Below are 17,335 nucleotides of genomic sequence, written 5' to 3' on the forward strand. Positions count from 1 at the left end.
CTACTTTTAAAATATAACATTTTAGGATATCTGTATTTTGTCTAAGTAATAGTTTCCAATTAGTTTTATCAATAGTAGTATACATACCATAATCTATAGTATTAAGATAATTGTTTTTAAATTTAGTAAGTTTATATTCATCAACAACATCAATTAAATCTGTAAAATAATTACGAGATAAAGAATTATTTATACTATCTTGTTTTTTTGTTAGATCATGATTTATAATAAATTTTTTATTTGAATCAAACAGTCTAATCATTGATGAACCATCAGAATTTTTAAAAGCTTTAGTTAAATTTATAATTTTTTCTAAAGATATTAAAAATATAATTTTCTTTTTTTTCACCTTAAAAGAGTATGCTATTGAGGTATTTTTTTGAAAATCAAAATATATTAAATCTGACCAAGCCTTTTTGATATTTATTTTATCATTTGAAAGTTCATTCAAAAAATTCAAATAAATATCTGTTTTTGAATATATTTTTTCAACTTTGTTATTTTCATTAAATAAAAGTATTGTTGATATCTCTTTATTTGTATTTAAAATAGGTTCTAAAATTATATGTAAATTCTCATTTTCATTTTCTAAATACACTGATAGTTTTTCTATTTTATTCATAAAATCATTTATTTGATTTTTTACATGTATTAATATCTCTTTTTGAGAATGTTGTAAAGATTGATTGTTTAAATTAAAAAAAGAAATAATAGTAATTAATAATGTTATTATAGAAAAAAATAAAGTTATTAAGACGACCATTGTTATGATATTTTGTTTTAAACTTTTTGCTTTCATCAAAACAACCTTTAAACTTCCATAAATATATATTATAATATTTTTACTTAATATAAGTCTTAATTATTTATTTAAATATAATTTCTTTTTAGATATATTCAAAATAAAAAGTGATAATTATATGTTATGTGGAATTGATGAAGCTGGAAGAGGACCTATTGCTGGACCTCTAGTTGTAGCAGGTGTTGTATTAAAAAAAGAACTTGAACAATTAAATGACTCTAAAGTTTTAAGCGAAAAAAAAAGAGAATTACTTTTTGATAAAATTATTGATAACTCTTATAATCATATCGTTTTTAAAAGTGCAAAAGAAATTGATGAAAAAGGAATAAGTAAATGCCTGCAAGAATCAATTACAGAAATAATGCAAAAACTATCATCAAATGCCAGTTCATTTTTAATGGATGGAAATACATCATTTGGTATAAATAAACTTGAACATAAAATCAAAGCAGATGCAACAATAAAAGAAGTAAGTGCTGCTTCAATTCTTGCTAAAGTATCAAGAGATAGATATATGTGCAAAATAGCCTCTAATTATGAAAATTATGACTTTGAAAAACATAAAGGATATGGAACTAAAGCCCATGTTGAAAAAATAAAAGAGTTTGGAAGAAGTGATGAACACAGGTTTACATTTAGACTAAAAGCCTTAGGTGAAGAGAAACTAGGAGTTCAAAAGAGTCTATTTTAGACTATTTTGAAACTTCGCCTATATAACTTTCAACTGATTTAATCTTTTGAGTCATTCTATCTTCATGATTTTTTCTTATATCAAAAGTTATAGTTGAGTAAACTCTATTACACCCTAAATCTTCTAATACCTTGTAACATCTACCTATCAAATCTAAAGCCTCACTCATTTTATTTGTTTCTATAATTGTACACATTGAAGTTAATTGATAAGAATATCCACTATTTTTAATAACTTCAATTACTTTTGAAACTTCTTTAGCCTTACTTTCACTTTTATCTGTTGGAAACATTGCCATTTGCACTAAAACACTCATCTAAGCTCCTTATTATAGATATTCTTTTATATTTGTTTCAATATTATATTAAATCATTGACACATGAATTTGATACAAGGATTGTAGCAAAATTATAATAAAGTATTTTCTAAAAAAATAAAACAAGATAAACTATAAATCAAAATTAGATTTATAGTTTATTAATTAATTTTTTTACCTATTCTACTTATATCATTAAAATTTATAAATATAGATTTTACATAGCCAACAATTTGATTTTGCGAAACAGTTCCCCAAAACCTTGAATCATTTGAATGATCCCTATTATCTCCCATCATGAAATATTCATTTTCTGGAACTATTATAGGATACATATTAAATAATTGTGAAGGACTTAATACATTATTTACAACAAGATTATCATTACTTATCGATGAAAGTTTAATTTTATAGGGATTAATTACCCAAAATTTATTTCCAACCTTCATAATATCCTTATTAGAGTAATTATTTAAAATGTATTCATTCCCTTCTTTAGGATGCAAAAGTAAATTTTTATCTTGTATAGCAATAATATCTCCACTAGTAGCAACCACTCTTTTTATGTACAATATCTTTTCATTTTTTGGATATTTAAATACTACTACTTCACCTCTTGTAGGTATAAATTGTGTTTTTTTAACCAAAAACTGATCATTTTCAAGAATTGTAGGGGACATTGAAGAAGAAGGCTGTGTAAATAATTTAACTGTTACACTTTTTCCTAAAATTGTAATATATGAGAAATAAAATATACAAGTTATTATGAGAAAATACCATTTACTAAACTTACTATATTTGATTTCATTCTTATTTATAATACTAATTAGATTAAATATTGGAATAAAATATAATAAAAGAGCAGAAGAATATATTAATAAGACAGTAAAAATATTAGTATATTCAAATATTGAATTATATAAAAAATATAGGAATAAAGGCATTAGAAACATATATAAATAACCTTTTTTTATATGACCAACATATATATAACCTAAACCAGGAGCAATAAAAGTAAGTATAATTCCAACTATTTTACTTTTCTTTTTTTCTTTTTTTACATTTAATTCTTCATTACCATCATCTATAGTAGAAGATTCAATTTCTAAACTATTTTCAGTATTGATATTTTCTCTTTTTATTTGTTTTCTTCCTATAAAAGGATATAAAATTGCAGTTACGGGTATGAATATTAATAGTAAAACCCATACTATTTTATTATTTGGTTCTTTAAAATTATTTACAAGAACAGAAAAAAAAGCATAAAGCCAAATCAAAAAAACAATGGTATAAATAATTAATATTGATACAAACATATTATTTTCCACTTAATTTTGAATTTACTATTTTCTTATATTCATCTATAAAACTATTTACTCCAACTAATAAAAATAATCCTACTAAAATAAAACATTTCGTCATTGTGTTTCCTCTATTATGTTATAAAATTACTAATAAAATAATAATTTTTAAAAAAGTTGAAAATTATATCATAATAAGTTATTAGACTAATATTAAATTCATAGAACCACTTATATTTATTATGTTCTTTTTTTAAAGTATATATTTTATATACTTTTTTACTTATATTTTAAAACTTTTTTGTTATTATACAATATTAATAAAAGGAGAAATAATATGCAAATAGATGTATCTGCAGAAGTGATTTTATCACAACTTGGATATTCAAAAAGTGATGCTTCAATGAAGCAAGCTGAAAAAATGATATCTGTTACAGACAACTTTGATAAGTTTTCTAAACACATTTTTTCTTTAAATGATCATTTAAAGAAAATGAATGCTTACGTAGGACTGTCAAATAAAACTGACTATTTAAAAATCAAATGTGATGAAAATGATGCACAAGAAATTTTAGAAGAATTTCATGAAGAAGTTTCACACTGGGCTAACAAGTACAATGTAAAACTTCAACAATTAGATGCAAAACCTATTTACTATATTTTAGGAACTCACTAAAAAATTTTCTTATAAGAATGACAGTAAGGCACCTTTTGGTGTCTTGCATAATAATCTTGATGATAATCTTCTGCTTCATAAAATGGAACAACTTTATATAAACTTGTAGCAACTTTATAACCCATTGATGTCAATTTTTCAATCAATTTTTCAGAAATTTCTTTTTCCTCATCATCATTATAAAAAATAGCAGATAAATATTGACTTCCAATATCTGGACCTTGTCCATTTGTTTGGGTAAAATCATGTGTTTCAAAAAACTGAATGGCAAGTTGTTCAAAACTAACTTCAGTTGAATCATACTCTACTTTTACAACTTCTAAATGTCCTGTTTGACCTGTACAAACACTTCTATAATCAGGCTTTGGAATATGTCCACCCATATAACCTGAAACTGCTGTTTTTACACCTTTAAAGTTTTCAAAATAATATTCTGTTCCCCAAAAACAACCTGAGGCAAAATAAGCTTCTTTAATCATTGTTTTCTTCCTTAAAATTTAAAGATATTGAGTTTACACAATGTCTTGTATTCTTAGAAGTAAATCCCTCACCTTCAAAAACATGACCTAAGTGACCACCACAAGCTGCACAAACTATTTCAACTCTTCGTCCATCTGCATCAGCAACTCTTTTTACAGCTCCTTTAATTTCATCATCAAAACTAGGCCAGCCACAACCTGAACTAAATTTATCTTCTGACTTATATAGTGGAGTATTACATTTTTTACAAGTAAAAACTCCCTTTTTATAAAAATCATTATATTTCCCACTAAATGGAAGTTCTGTACCTTTATTCTCTATTACTCTTATTTCTTCATCTGTAAGTTTATTAAATGCCATATCTTCTCCTTAAGAAACTATAAATTTTTTAGTAAGCAAAACTTCATTATCATAAAGAATTTTTCCTTCAAATACATCACCTTTTTTAAACTCCCCTACACCTTTTGGTGTACCACTCATAAGAATATCACCATCTTCAAAAGATGCAAAAGATTTAAACTCATTTATTATGTCATAAGGCTTATTAATCATTAAAGATACATCACCTTTTTGAGCTAACTTATCATTAATAAAAAGTTCTACTTCAAGTTTTGATATATCACCATCAAAACTTACAAAGTCAGAAAAAACAGCAGAATTATCAAAAGCTTTAGCTCTCTCCCAAGGTAAACCTTTAGCTTTTAGCTTAGATTGTACTTCTCTTAATGTTAAATCCAATCCAAATGCAACAGCAGATATTTTATCTTCTTCAATTAAAAATGAAATTTCAGCTTCATAATGACAAGAGGCATTTCCTTTTGGAAATACTAGATTAGTTGAAATAGAAGAGTTTGGTTTTATAAAAAAAACCATTTCATCAGGCACTGCATTGTTTAATTCTTCTATATGCTCACTATAATTCCTACCAATACAAACCACCTTTGAAGGAGTTATTTTTTGTTCTTGTAAAGTAATACTATTCATTTGTTATTTACCTTTATTATCTAGTTTTTTTAGTTTATACATAGAGTATTTGTTTTTAGATTCTTTATATAAAAATATAGCTTTTTCAATATCTTTTTGAACACCTAAACCATTTTCATAAAAATAAGCCAACCATGATTTTGAATAATCACTACCTAAACTTGAAGCTTTTTCAAACCAAGTAAATGCTTTTTTATAATCTTTTTTTATGCCTAAACCTTTAGCATAAAAATACCCTATTTCAGACATACTAAAAATATCACCAGCTTGAGCACTTTTAGTATAAAGATCAAAGGCTTTTTTTAAATCTTGCTTTGTTGAAATACCTCTTTTATAAAAATAAGCTACTTCTCTTTGAATAAATTTATCATCTTCTATTTCTAAAAATTTTGAAAAATAAAAGAAAGATTTATCAAAATCTTTCTTTACACTTAAGCCATTATGATAAATCAAACCTAATTGTTTTAAAGAATAACTATCATTTAAAAGGGCAAGTTTTTCCAAGTAAGGAATTGCTTTTGAATATTTTTTTTCTGTTATATAGATTTTACTTAATTTCTTAATTGAAGCAATATCATTCTTTAAAGCTGCTTTTTCAAGCCATAAGACAGATTTTTCTTTATCTTTTTTAGTATTTAAGCCTTCTTCATAAAAAGAAGCAATAGTTCTTAAAGCATCGATATCACCAGCTAAAGCTTTTTTCATAAAACAATTAAATTTTAAATTACCTTGTTCTAAGTCTTTACAAAGAATGGCTTTAGGTTTCTTTATTATTTTTTTTTCAGCTTTTTTTGCTGTTTTGGGTTCTTCTTTTATATTTTCTTTTACATCTTTACTTGTACATCCAATAATAAAAAAAGAAACTAAAACTAAAAAAAAGTTTTTCATTTATACTCCTATTCTAAACAAAAGTATTTTATCTAAAAATACTATTATTTAAATGAAGAGTTATATTAATACTTCTCTAATAAATCATTTATAATAACAGAAGTAATTCCCCAAATTACCTCATCTTCATATTTATAAACCCAAATTTTATGTCTTTTATTTCCCCAAGGCTTCTTATATGTATCAGGAAGTCCTAACTCTTCTACTGGAAACAACACCTCTTTTTTGCCTTCTTCATTAAATCTAAAAGGTTGTATTTCATGAGACAAAGTATATTCTAAAGCTTGTGTTTCTTTAAAAAATTTTAAAGGAATTAAAATAGTTTTTTCAACTTCATTTTTATCAATTTTCATTGTTTTTAAAGCTCTTTTTTTAATCGTAGCAACAAAAGGCTCAATTACTGCACCTATAGGAGCAACATAAGAATCTAGTTGTCCTATAATTTTAATATCTTTTGCTTCAATTCCAAGCTCTTCATAAGTTTCTCTTAATGCTGTTTGTTCAAAATTTTCATCAATTCCTTCTTCAAATCTTCCACCTGGAAAACATATATCTCCACCTTGTCTAATATGAGCTGCTCTTTTTTGAAATAATAAATGATATTCACCTTTTATTTTTATAAGAGGTATTAGAACAGCTGAATTAAAAAACCTATCTCGACCTAATACACCTGGAGTTTTTGGCATATTTGTAACTAACTGTTTTAAATCACTTTTTTTCATATTAACTCTTTATAGATTTTATAGCTTCAATCATAGTTCTAATTATTTTTCTTAAATCTTCTTCTTTTATAGTATAAGCTACAATTGAATAAATAAGTTTTCCAAAAGGTCTAATCCAAACACCTTTTGAAACACAATAATCTTGTATATATTGAGCATAACTATCATCTTTCAATTCAATAACCCCAATAGCTCCAATATTTCTAATACTTTTTACCAAAGGTATATCCCTTGCTTCATCTAGTTCTTCTGCAAAAATAGTTTCTATTTTTAAAACTTTTTCTTCCCAATTTGTTTGCTGTAGTAATTTTATACTTTCAATAGCTACACTACAAGCAAGAGGATTACCCATAAAAGTAGGTCCATGCATAAGAATACCTAATTTAGAATCACTTATTGTTTTTGAGACATTTTTTGAAGTAATCATAGCAGCCATTGTCATATAACCACCTGTTAAACCTTTACCTACAGTCATAATATCAGGTTTTATATCTGCCCACTGACATGCAAACATTTTTCCAGTATGCCCAAAACCTGTTGCTATTTCATCTGCTATTAAAAGAACATCATACTTAGTACAAAGTTCTCTTGCTTTTTTCAAGAATTTTGGATTATATATTCTCATACCACCTGCACCTTGAACAATTGGCTCTATTATAAAACCTGCTAATTCCTTATGATACTTCTCAAAGTTTTTTTCTAACTCATAAATTGCATCATCACAATTTTCATCAAAACCAATATTTGGAGCTTTTGTAAAAATATGCTTAGGAAGGTAAGAGCCATAAATACTATGCATAGAATTATTTGGATCACATACACTCATAGCAGCTAAAGTATCTCCATGATAAGCATGTTCAGATGCTAAAAATTTATATTTTTTAAAGCCTTTTGCTTCTTGATATTGAATAGCTGTTTTCAAAGATACTTCAACAGAAACAGAACCACTATCACATAAAAAAACACTATTTAAACCTGTTAAATCTACTAGCATTTTAGATAATATAGCTGCATTTTCATGAGCTAGCCCACCAAACATAATATGTGGCATAAGTTCAACTTGTTTTTTTAAAGCTTCATTTAATTTAGGATGATTATATCCATGTATTGCACTCCACCATGAACTCATAGCATCTATTAACTCTTCACCTGTTGAGAGAAAAATAGATGTTTTATCAGTTCTTTTTACTGGTAGTATTTTTGTTCTAGTAGGCAACGAATTATAAGGATGCCAAACATGCTCTTTATCTATATCTAACCAATTCAATAAAAATTCCTATTTTTAATATATATTAGATTATAGCTTAATATCAATTATCATCAAATAATGTAACAGTAAATTCAGCACCTTTATATTTTTGCTCTTTATATTCAAATTTTTTATTTGTAACTTCTATTTGTCCATTCATATATTTAGATATTATTTGATCACACATATAAAGCCCTATTCCTGTACCTTTTGAAGTATGTTTTGTAGTAAAATAAGGTTCAAAAACTTTATCTAAAATTTTTGATTTTATTCCTCCTGCATTATCTTTTATTTTTATAACTATTTTACCTTTCTTTCTTTTTGTTTCTATAAAAATAAATTTATTATCTTTATCATTTAAAGATAACGCATCTTTTGCATTGTTTAAAATATTTATAAATACTTGAATAAACTCTGTCTCATGTCCATAGACTTCTATAGTTTGAAAATCTTTAACTATTTTAATATTTTCTTGTTCAAACTTTGAGTTTAATAAATTTATTGTTTTTTCTAGAGTATTTGAAATATCAAATTTTACTTTTTTATCTTGAGGCTTAAAGAAATATCTAAAATCATCAATAGTATGAGATAAATAGTTTGATGAATTAACAATCCTATCTAAGGTTTCAAAAAAGAACTTATCATCTAAATCTCCAACTTCTTTTTTAATCTTTAAACCACTAGCACTAGTAGTTATTACAGATAAAGGCTGTCTCCATTGATGAGCTATATTTTCAATCATCTGACCCATTGCAGCCATTTTAGACTGTCGAACTAATAATCTATCTTTTTTTAGATTCTTCTCAACTTCATCTTTTATCTTTTCTTCTAGTGTTTCATTTATTCTTTTTAACTCTTGTGTTTTTTCTTCAACTTTTTTATTTAAATCTTTATTAACCTTATTTAATAAATTTTGTCTATACAATAAAAATAAAATTACAACTGTAATAGCAAAAAGAATCTGATACAATAAAGTATAATCAAACTCTTTTTTATGTTCCACATAAACCCACTTATTACTTAATAATTCTATAGTTTCACTATCCAAAGTATTTATAAACTTATTTAATATATCAAATAATTTACTCTCATCTTTTTTGACACCTATTCTAAGTTCTACTCTTTCATCAATTTTACCTGATATTTTAATATGCGATAAAAAATCATTTTGTAATATATACCAAGCTTGTCCCATAGAAGAAATATAGCCATAAAACTCACCTTTGTTTACCATTTCTAAACCATCAACTATATTATTCAACTCAATAAAATCAATATCTGGGTACTTTAACTTTAAAGCTTCAAAAGAAGAAAAATCTCTATTTACACCTATTTTTACATCTTTAATATTAGATAAATTTTCTATGAAAGGTTTATCATCTTTAGTCATAAGTACAGAAGGTATATCAAGATATGATTTTGTAAAATTCATAATATCTTTTCCCTCTTGAGTCAACTGAGAAGTAGGAATAATATCACATACACCTTTTTTTATAAGTTCTATAGAATGTTCTGTATTATTAGTTTTTACATAAGAAACATTTATGTTTAATTTTTTTTCTAACATTTTCATAAAATCCGATGTAATACCTTGAAGTCTATTTTCTTTTATATCACTATAAGGCATAGCATTTGGAATAATACAAGCTTTAATAACTTTTCTTTTTTCTAAATATTTTTTTTCATTACTTGTAAAAACTAATTTATTATCTTCAAAATAAATAAAATCATCAAAATCTATTATATTTTTAGTAAGCCCCATAATATTATATAAGTCATATATTCTTTGAAGCTTTTCTTTTTTAATTTCTCCTAGTTTTTTGGTGTTAAAATAAGAAAGTTTTTTAAGTTCTTTTCCTTCATAAACTAATTCTTCCTTTGAAAGATTTTGGGAATTATATTTCTTAATTATTAAATCCACACTCTCTTCAATATTTTCATAAGCATACTCCCAACCTTTAAGTGAGGCATTTTTAAAAGCAAGAACTGTATTTATGTCATTTTCAATCATATTTTTACTAGTAAAAAGCAAATCACTATACATGTCAAAACCAAATTTTTTAGGATCAAAAATATTATAGTCTATACCTTTTTGTTGTAATTCAAATGGAGACTTAGAAATATATGCTGAGATAACATCTGTTTTTTTATTTATTAAATCGTTAATATTATGTGTATGTTTTACAAAATTTAAATCTTCTAATCTAACATTATGTGAACGTATCATAGCTTTTAAAGATACTTCACTTGAATCATCAATTGTTGTCATAATAGTTCTATTTTTAAAGTCTTCAATAGAATTAACTTTTGAATTTTTTGTACTAACTAAAATCAAAGGGGTAGCTTGGAAAAGTGCATATAAAGCTACAATATCAGCTCCTTTTGATTTATCAAGAATTAACGTTTCTCTTCCTACTGCAAAATCAAACTTTTGTTTTGCCACATCATTGGGAATATTAATACCAAACTCAAAAGGCTTAATATTTACATCTAATCCTGCTTCTTTGTAAAAACCTTTTTCTTTAGCTATATAGTAGCCAGCAAATTGGAATTGATCAAACCATGATAATTGAATTGTAATTTTCTTTAAATCTTTTGATAAAAGTAGACTTGGGAAAAAGATAAAAATTAAAATAATATAGAGTAATTTCTTAAACATATAAACTCACTTTCTTTTTATGAAGCAAATATTATAACAAATAAATCTCACTTTCTAACAAAAAAAAAGATAAAAAATTACTAATTTTAAATACTTATAAAAACACCTAAAGTACAATAAAGTTATCATTTTTTTATCATACGATTCTAATATAATTTAGCAAAAAATTAGGAGTATTTTCAATGGAACATCAAGACTTAGAATTAAAACACATCTCAACAGTTGAGGATAAAAGATATTTTATTTCAACAATTAAAATGCATGTTAGACACTCTTGGCTAAATCAACATAACAATGTTTTCGTTTATGAAACAATGATATTTAAAAAAGAAGACAATAAAGTAATCTACCATGAACCTGTATATAATAAAAGATATAATAGCTATGAAGATGCAATAAATGGTCATCAATATGCAGTTGAAAATACAGCAAAAATCATAAAAGAAGGTATTCTTTGTTAAATTCATAGGTTTTCCTATGAATTTAATATAAGCTTATTTTCTATACTATTTAATACACCTACTAAATTGAACTAGTTAACAAAGTAAATATTTTGTAGAAAAATCTAAACTACTTTGCTGTTTTATTAAAGTATATTTACTAAAACTATTTGATAAAATTAAACCTAAAAGTATAGCAACAATCAAAATAAAACTTACTATACTAAAGAATATGATAAGAATCATTCCTTTATAAAATTCTATTTTTTTTAAATTTTATATTTTGTACTCTTTAATTTTGATTGAATTATAAAGGATTATTTATCATTTGTAAAATTAATTATTTTTGATATAATAATAAAAAAAATTTATAGGATTTGTTTTGATTACACTAAAAGAACTAGATATATTTTTCAAATTATGTGAAGACTCACATATTTCTAATCTTGCTAAACAAATAAATATGACACAAGCTGCTATATCATCAAGTCTTAACTCTTTAGAAAAAAAACTTGATGAAAAACTTTTTGATAGAGTAGGTAAAAAACTTATATTAAATGAAAGAGGAAGACTATTTAAAGACAATTCGTACTCTCCATATTTAGAGCTTTTAAATAGTACAGAAATTTTTGATAAAGAAAAGCTAAGAGGAAAAGTAAAACTTGCATCAAGCAAAACTTTTAATTGTATTGACTTATCTATATATCTTTATGACTTTATTTCTACACATGATGTGCAAGTTACAAAAAGTTCAAACAATACAAAACAAATTGTACAATCTATAGTAGATTCAACTATTGATTTAGGTTTTATTGAAAATGACTTTATTGATCCACACATAATAAAAGAAAAATTAGCTGATGATGTACTTATTGTTGTAAGTGCAAATAAACACTTAAGTAACAATAGTTATTTTATAGATGAACTATATGAAAAAAACTGGATACTAAGAGAAAAAGGTTCCGCAACAAGAGAAATATTTTTGAATAAAATACCAGATACTAATAAGCTTAAGATCACAATGGAAATTTCAAATTTCGATGAAATTAAAAGTATCTTACTCCATGATAAAAATAGTATTACTTGTATATCAAAACTTGCTGTTCAAAAGGAAATTGAAGAAGGAAAACTTTTTAAAGTAGATATCAAAAATATAGATTTTAAAAGAGAATTATATATGATTCATCATAGAGACAAATATAAAAGTAAACTTTTTTTAGAATTTAGTGATTATATTAAAGAGTGTTTTCGAAAAAACTATCCATAAATTACAAATCAATTACGGTTACATTTTGGTTACAGTAAAATACCTATAAATTAAGTGATAAATTGTCATTATTCCACCAAGAAAATAAAAAAGGATACTTATGACATTTATTCCAGTTTCAACACAATTATTACAAGCTGTAAACTCTAACAATGCAACAAAAGTAGAAGAGCTTATTTTAAACTCAGATACAAAAAGAGAACTTATACTAGAACATGTATCAACATACGGAGAAAAGTCTTTAGCAAATTTGCTTCCAAGATTTAGAAGCAAAGGTTTAGTTCTAAATATTCAAACTTTATTGAATATCTAAGAACTAGGCTTCTATTCAAGCCAAAACTTAATTTCTTCTTTTCCTTTAGCATTTAAAGAATAAATACCCTTTCCAACTCTTTCAAACCAAGAATAGTAGTTGTTATACATAATTTATCTAGCTTTTTATTCATCTAAGTCTTTTGCTATTTGAGAAGCTTTACAATCCCCATGTCTTTCTAAATATAAAGCGATTTTCAAAGCTTTTTGTCTATATGAAGTAATAACACCTCTTCTACTAGCCATACCACCAAGATTGGGATCACCTACTCTACTTTGAAACTCACCTAAGAGTTTTTCTTTTTTTTGCTTTATTTTCCTTGGTTTATACTCAATAGGATCTAGTACTACTTCAACTTTATTTTTAATATGGTCTATTAAAATAAGCCCAAAACCTAACATCTTTAAAAGTTTTAAAGCTAATTTTCTTTTCTTTTTAAAAGCTTTTGAATCATGGGGAATACCAATATATATAAGCGATGATAAAGAAATTCTATCCACACCTTGAAGCAATACATCAAGATTAAGAGATAGTTTAAGCTCAACTATTATAGGAGCTTCATCTTCACGTACTGCCACAACATCACAATCACAAACTTCACCTTTCACTTCATAGTTTTGTGATTCTAAATATTTTTTTAGAGGTAAGTATAAATCAGATTCTTTCATTATAAGTTCTTTTATATTTAATTTTCAAGTATGGTATATAAAAATTACTTAATTAGTTGTATTTATAAACATTGTCATAAAAACATTATAAAAAGAAAATTAATCAACATATTATTTAGATTTTTTCACTTTGCCAAAGTTTAACAAAAGTTTTTTATAAACTAAATAAGGTAAATGTCAATTTACTAAAAAACTAACATAAAGGAAAAAAATGAGTCACTCACATATAGAAGATTGCATTCATTGTGGATGTAATAATCCAGTATTTAATATACTTCATGATAACCTTAAAAGTAAGAATATTGATTCTCTAAAGATTATAAAAAAAGGTCTTAAAAATAAAAAGACCAAGATAAAAAATCAAAATAATGAATCTAGTGCAAGGATTTATTATGGAGGAACAATTAGACCTATGATAAATGGGAATACAGATAAAGTTGAAGCTATTGCTTTTTATAATGGTATTGTTATATCATCAGGAAAATATAAAAAAGTTAAAAGAAAATTAAAATATCACCTTGAATGTAATAGAAATACTAATAAAAAAATAAAAAAAATAAAATTAAAATGTAACGAAACTTTATTACCTGGTTTTATAGAAGCACATGCACATGTAGCTGCTACAGTAATTACTAGTGGAAAGTTATGGTGTAATTTAGGTCCATATAAAAATCAAAGAATTATAAAAGATTATAATCTTGAATATATTAAGAATAATCTTAATTCTTTCATAAAAAACTTAGAAAATGATAAAAAAATTAAAGATGATTTTTGGGTACTTGGACAAGGGCTAGATCCAGCACTAATGCCTTTTAAAGGGAATAATCTAATTGACATAAATATAGAACTATTAGATAAAATAGAAACTAAAAGACCAATCTTACTAATGTCAGCCTCTTTACATACAGCCTACGTAAATACTTTAGCACTAAAAAAAATATATGCTAGCCATTATGCTAATAATCCTAAAAGCCATTACAAGAATGAAGAATCTTATATTTCTGCAATGTCTGCTCAAGGTGCACTACAAGAGAGTGAACAAATTATGTCAGCATTAACATCAATGCCAACTAAACAAAGTATTATGCTTATAAAAAATTTTGGAAATACAATAAAGGATACTATTAATAAAGCATTAAAAGCAGGTATTACTACATTTCTAGATGCAAGTATGACTTCAAGTTTTCTAAAATACTTTAATAAGTTCTTTGAACATAATGAAAAAAAAATAAGGCTTGCTTATGCTCCAGTTTGTACTACTTTATGTGAAGCAAAGAACTTAGGCCCTTATAAACAAGTTAAAGATATAGATCAAAATATGTTCCCTGTCATTGCAAAACTTATATCTGATGGTTCTAATCAAGGTCTTACTGGATATCAAAATGCACCTTATCTATGTAATCAAACAACCCCTTTAAACTATGGCGTATTTAACTTTTCAAATATTGATAATTCTATCTACAATTATACAGATATTGCTACAACTATTGATAGCAAAGGATGGCCTATTATGATTCATGCAAATGGAGATAAAGCTATTGATCAAACACTTGATGTTTATGAAAAAGTTTTGGAAGGAAAAGATAAAAGTAAACTTAAAAAAGTTTGGCATAGAATTGAGCATTGTTCTTTATTAGATGATAATAGAATTAACAGAATGCAAAAGCTAAGTATTTCTCCAAGTTTCTTAATCGGTCATGTAGGATATTGGGGATACTCTTTCAAAGAAATAATTTTTAGAGAAAAAGCTACTACTCAACTTGATCGTTGTAAATCTATGATAAATAAAGATGCAGTTATAACATTACATAGCGACTATGGAGTAAGCCCATTAGGACCTTTGAGACTTATGGAACAAGCTGTAACAAGAATCATGGAACATACAAATGGTCAAGAAATTAATCCTAAAGAAGTCTTGAATAAAGAAGAAAAAATATCAAGAGAAGAAGGGCTTAGAGCTATTACTATAAATGCTGCAAAACAATGTCAATGTTATGATTTTATTGGAGACTTAAAAGATAAGAAAAAAGCTGATTACTTGATTCTTGAAAACGATCCATTAACAATATCAGATCCAACAAAAATTCGAGATATATGTGTTAAAGAGACTTGGATAGGAGGGAAAAAAATAAAACCTTATAAAATTTAACTTTAATTAGTATCTTAAAAATAAATAGACACTTTAAAAAATCAAAATAAATTAAAGAAAAATAAATGTAGGAGCTTATATCTAATAAGTGAGTACATTTATTTTCCTTGACAACATAGCATTATGAAGAAAGATTCTTTATAGAATCAATCTTTCATTTTTTTAGTGTAGGAAATGTCTTTTGTTTGAGAAATATAAAGCCATACCAAATTCATTAGCAGCTTCTATAATTTCATCATCTCTGATAGAACCACCTGGTTCGATTACACACTTAACACCTGCTTCTTGGGCAGCGTCAATTGAGTCTCTAAATGGGAAGAATGCTTCTGATGCTAAAGCAGCACCAGTTACATCAATACCTAAATCTTCTGCTTTTCTAAGTGCAGCTTTAGCAGCGTCAACTCTTGAAGTCATACCCATACCAACAGCAACCATTGCAGAATCTTTTACATATACTACACAGTTTGATTTAGTTAATGAAGCTACTTTATAAGCAATTTCCATATCTTTTTTCTCTTGTACAGTTGCTTCTCTAGTTGATTTTAATTCAGAGTTTGCAACTTCATCATCTTCAACTTTATCAGCATCTTGATATACAAATCCACCATCAACAATTTTGAAGTTAAAGTCATCGTTTGCCATTTCTAACTTAGTTGTACCTTGTTTGAATAACTTGATTCTTTTCTTCTTGTTTAATTCTTGCTCAGCTTCTGCTGTGAAATCAGCTGCAAATACAACTTCTAAGAAGATTTCATTCATTTTAACAGCTAAGTCTAAGTCAACGATACCATTAACAGCAACTACTCCACCAAATGCAGAGATTGGGTCACATCTTAATGCACTCTCGTAAGATTCTAATAAAGTATCTTTAATAGCAAATCCACAAGGATTACCATGTTTTACAATACATACAGCATTTTCATCACCAAAAGCAGATGCAATTTTTGCAGCGCCTGAGATATCACCCATATTATTGAAAGATGCTTCACCTTTTAATGTGATAAATTTATTAGATAAGTGCTTATCAAATTCGTATAATGCACCTTTTTGATGAGGGTTCTCACCATATCTAGTATCAAATACTTTAACACCCGTGATAAATTGTTTATTACCCATACCGTTGTTGAATCTTTTGTTCATATAATTAGCAATCATAGAGTCATAAGCAGCAGTATGCTCATAAGCTTTAATCATCATATCTCTTCTGAACTCTTGAGTATTTGAATCGTTTTTTAAGTTGTTAAGAACTAGGTCATAATCAGCTACGTCTGTTACAATAATAACAGAATCATGGTTTTTAGCAGCAGATCTAACCATCGCAGGTCCACCAATATCAATGTTTTCAATAATTTCTTCGAAATCATCAGTTTTTTCAATTGTAGCTTTGAATGGGTAAAGGTTTACACATACTAAATCAATACCTTCAACACCTAATTCTTTTGCTTGGTCTAAGTGTGATTGTTTATCTCTTCTATGTAATATACCACCGTGAATATATGGGTTAAGAGTTTTTACTCTACCTTCAAAACACTCAGGAAATTTAGTAACTTCATTTGCTTCAATTACTGCAATTCCAGCTTCTTTTAATTTATTATAAGTACCACCTGTTGAAATAATCTCATAACCTAAAGATACTAACTCTTTTGCAAAGTTTTCAACACCACTTTTATCACTTACTGATATTAATGCTCTCATTTAAATTCTTCCTTGTTAAATTGTAAATATTAATA

Annotated in this window: 17 protein-coding genes and 1 pseudogene; 6 read left to right on the plus strand and 12 right to left on the minus strand. The window is 25.8% G+C overall.

The window, feature by feature from the left end; genetic code table 11:
- Positions 1-799: hypothetical protein (locus tag ACH5BH_RS07740; RefSeq protein WP_423297968.1), on the minus strand; the 799-nt coding region annotated here is incomplete at its 3' end.
- Positions 800-920: 121 nt separating this feature from the next.
- Here ACH5BH_RS07740 and rnhB point away from each other — a divergent pair.
- Entirely contained in the window at positions 921-1,493 is a 573-nt protein-coding gene (gene rnhB, locus ACH5BH_RS07745) for a ribonuclease HII (RefSeq protein WP_423297969.1), read from the plus strand.
- 1 nt (position 1,494) lies between these two features.
- Here the strand turns inward: rnhB and ACH5BH_RS07750 are convergent, their stop codons facing one another.
- Entirely contained in the window at positions 1,495-1,809 is a 315-nt protein-coding gene (locus ACH5BH_RS07750; protein ID WP_404305369.1) for an MTH1187 family thiamine-binding protein, read from the minus strand.
- A gap of 161 nt (positions 1,810-1,970) precedes the next feature.
- Complete coding sequence (lepB, locus tag ACH5BH_RS07755) at positions 1,971-3,125, minus strand: signal peptidase I (RefSeq protein WP_423297970.1); 1,155 nt, start codon at positions 3,123-3,125, stop codon at positions 1,971-1,973.
- Between the two features lie 322 nt (positions 3,126-3,447).
- Between lepB and ACH5BH_RS07760 the strand changes: the two genes are divergently transcribed.
- Complete coding sequence (locus ACH5BH_RS07760) at positions 3,448-3,786, plus strand: hypothetical protein (protein ID WP_404305373.1); 339 nt, start codon at positions 3,448-3,450, stop codon at positions 3,784-3,786.
- Here ACH5BH_RS07760 and msrA read toward each other — a convergent pair.
- The 7 genes from msrA to ACH5BH_RS07795 form a co-directional block, all read right to left on the minus strand.
- Positions 3,783-4,265, minus strand: a complete 483-nt coding sequence (msrA, locus tag ACH5BH_RS07765) for a peptide-methionine (S)-S-oxide reductase MsrA (protein ID WP_423297972.1) — start codon at positions 4,263-4,265, stop codon at positions 3,783-3,785. The genes ACH5BH_RS07760 and msrA overlap by 4 nt on opposite strands.
- The gene (locus ACH5BH_RS07770) at positions 4,258-4,626 is read right to left on the minus strand and encodes a methionine-R-sulfoxide reductase (protein WP_404305377.1); all 369 of its coding nucleotides are present in this window, start codon (positions 4,624-4,626) and stop codon (positions 4,258-4,260) included. Before ACH5BH_RS07770 ends, msrA begins: the two co-directional genes overlap by 8 nt.
- Positions 4,627-4,635: 9 nt before the next feature.
- A complete protein-coding gene (locus ACH5BH_RS07775) occupies positions 4,636-5,250 on the minus strand; it encodes a fumarylacetoacetate hydrolase family protein (RefSeq protein WP_423297973.1) in 615 nt (204 codons plus the stop codon).
- A 3-nt stretch (positions 5,251-5,253) separates the two neighbouring features.
- A complete protein-coding gene (locus tag ACH5BH_RS07780; RefSeq protein WP_423297974.1) occupies positions 5,254-6,138 on the minus strand; it encodes a tetratricopeptide repeat protein in 885 nt (294 codons plus the stop codon).
- Between the two features lie 65 nt (positions 6,139-6,203).
- The gene (locus ACH5BH_RS07785) at positions 6,204-6,860 is read right to left on the minus strand and encodes an NUDIX hydrolase (protein WP_404305383.1); all 657 of its coding nucleotides are present in this window, start codon (positions 6,858-6,860) and stop codon (positions 6,204-6,206) included.
- Position 6,861: 1 nt separating this feature from the next.
- The gene (gene bioA / locus ACH5BH_RS07790; protein ID WP_423297975.1) at positions 6,862-8,127 is read right to left on the minus strand and encodes an adenosylmethionine--8-amino-7-oxononanoate transaminase; all 1,266 of its coding nucleotides are present in this window, start codon (positions 8,125-8,127) and stop codon (positions 6,862-6,864) included.
- A gap of 43 nt (positions 8,128-8,170) precedes the next feature.
- Entirely contained in the window at positions 8,171-10,768 is a 2,598-nt protein-coding gene (locus ACH5BH_RS07795) for an ABC transporter substrate-binding protein (protein ID WP_423297976.1), read from the minus strand.
- A 182-nt stretch (positions 10,769-10,950) separates the two neighbouring features.
- Here ACH5BH_RS07795 and ACH5BH_RS07800 point away from each other — a divergent pair, with 182 nt between their 5' ends.
- The 3 genes from ACH5BH_RS07800 (at position 10,951) to ACH5BH_RS07810 (ending at position 12,788) form a co-directional block, all read left to right on the plus strand.
- Positions 10,951-11,229, plus strand: a complete 279-nt coding sequence (locus ACH5BH_RS07800; protein ID WP_423297977.1) for a hypothetical protein — start codon at positions 10,951-10,953, stop codon at positions 11,227-11,229.
- Between the two features lie 361 nt (positions 11,230-11,590).
- A complete protein-coding gene (locus ACH5BH_RS07805) occupies positions 11,591-12,475 on the plus strand; it encodes a LysR substrate-binding domain-containing protein (protein WP_423297978.1) in 885 nt (294 codons plus the stop codon).
- 100 nt (positions 12,476-12,575) lie between these two features.
- Positions 12,576-12,788, plus strand: coding sequence for a hypothetical protein (locus tag ACH5BH_RS07810; RefSeq protein WP_423297979.1), 213 nt, complete (start codon positions 12,576-12,578; stop codon positions 12,786-12,788).
- A gap of 11 nt (positions 12,789-12,799) precedes the next feature.
- Here ACH5BH_RS07810 and ACH5BH_RS07815 read toward each other — a convergent pair.
- Positions 12,800-13,456, minus strand: a pseudogene (locus ACH5BH_RS07815) (DUF2161 family putative PD-(D/E)XK-type phosphodiesterase).
- A gap of 211 nt (positions 13,457-13,667) precedes the next feature.
- On the opposite strand from ACH5BH_RS07815, the gene ACH5BH_RS07820 reads away from it, so the two are divergent.
- Positions 13,668-15,605 (plus strand): amidohydrolase, encoded by a 1,938-nt coding sequence (locus ACH5BH_RS07820; protein WP_423297980.1) that lies wholly within the window; start codon positions 13,668-13,670, stop codon positions 15,603-15,605.
- A gap of 162 nt (positions 15,606-15,767) precedes the next feature.
- Here the strand turns inward: ACH5BH_RS07820 and purH are convergent, their stop codons facing one another.
- The gene (gene purH, locus ACH5BH_RS07825; protein ID WP_404305397.1) at positions 15,768-17,300 is read right to left on the minus strand and encodes a bifunctional phosphoribosylaminoimidazolecarboxamide formyltransferase/IMP cyclohydrolase; all 1,533 of its coding nucleotides are present in this window, start codon (positions 17,298-17,300) and stop codon (positions 15,768-15,770) included.
- Positions 17,301-17,335 lie beyond the last annotated feature (35 nt).

This window comes from Arcobacter rhizosphaerae (genome assembly GCF_049472155.1).
Taxonomy (GTDB): Bacteria; Campylobacterota; Campylobacteria; order Campylobacterales; family Arcobacteraceae; genus Arcobacter_B.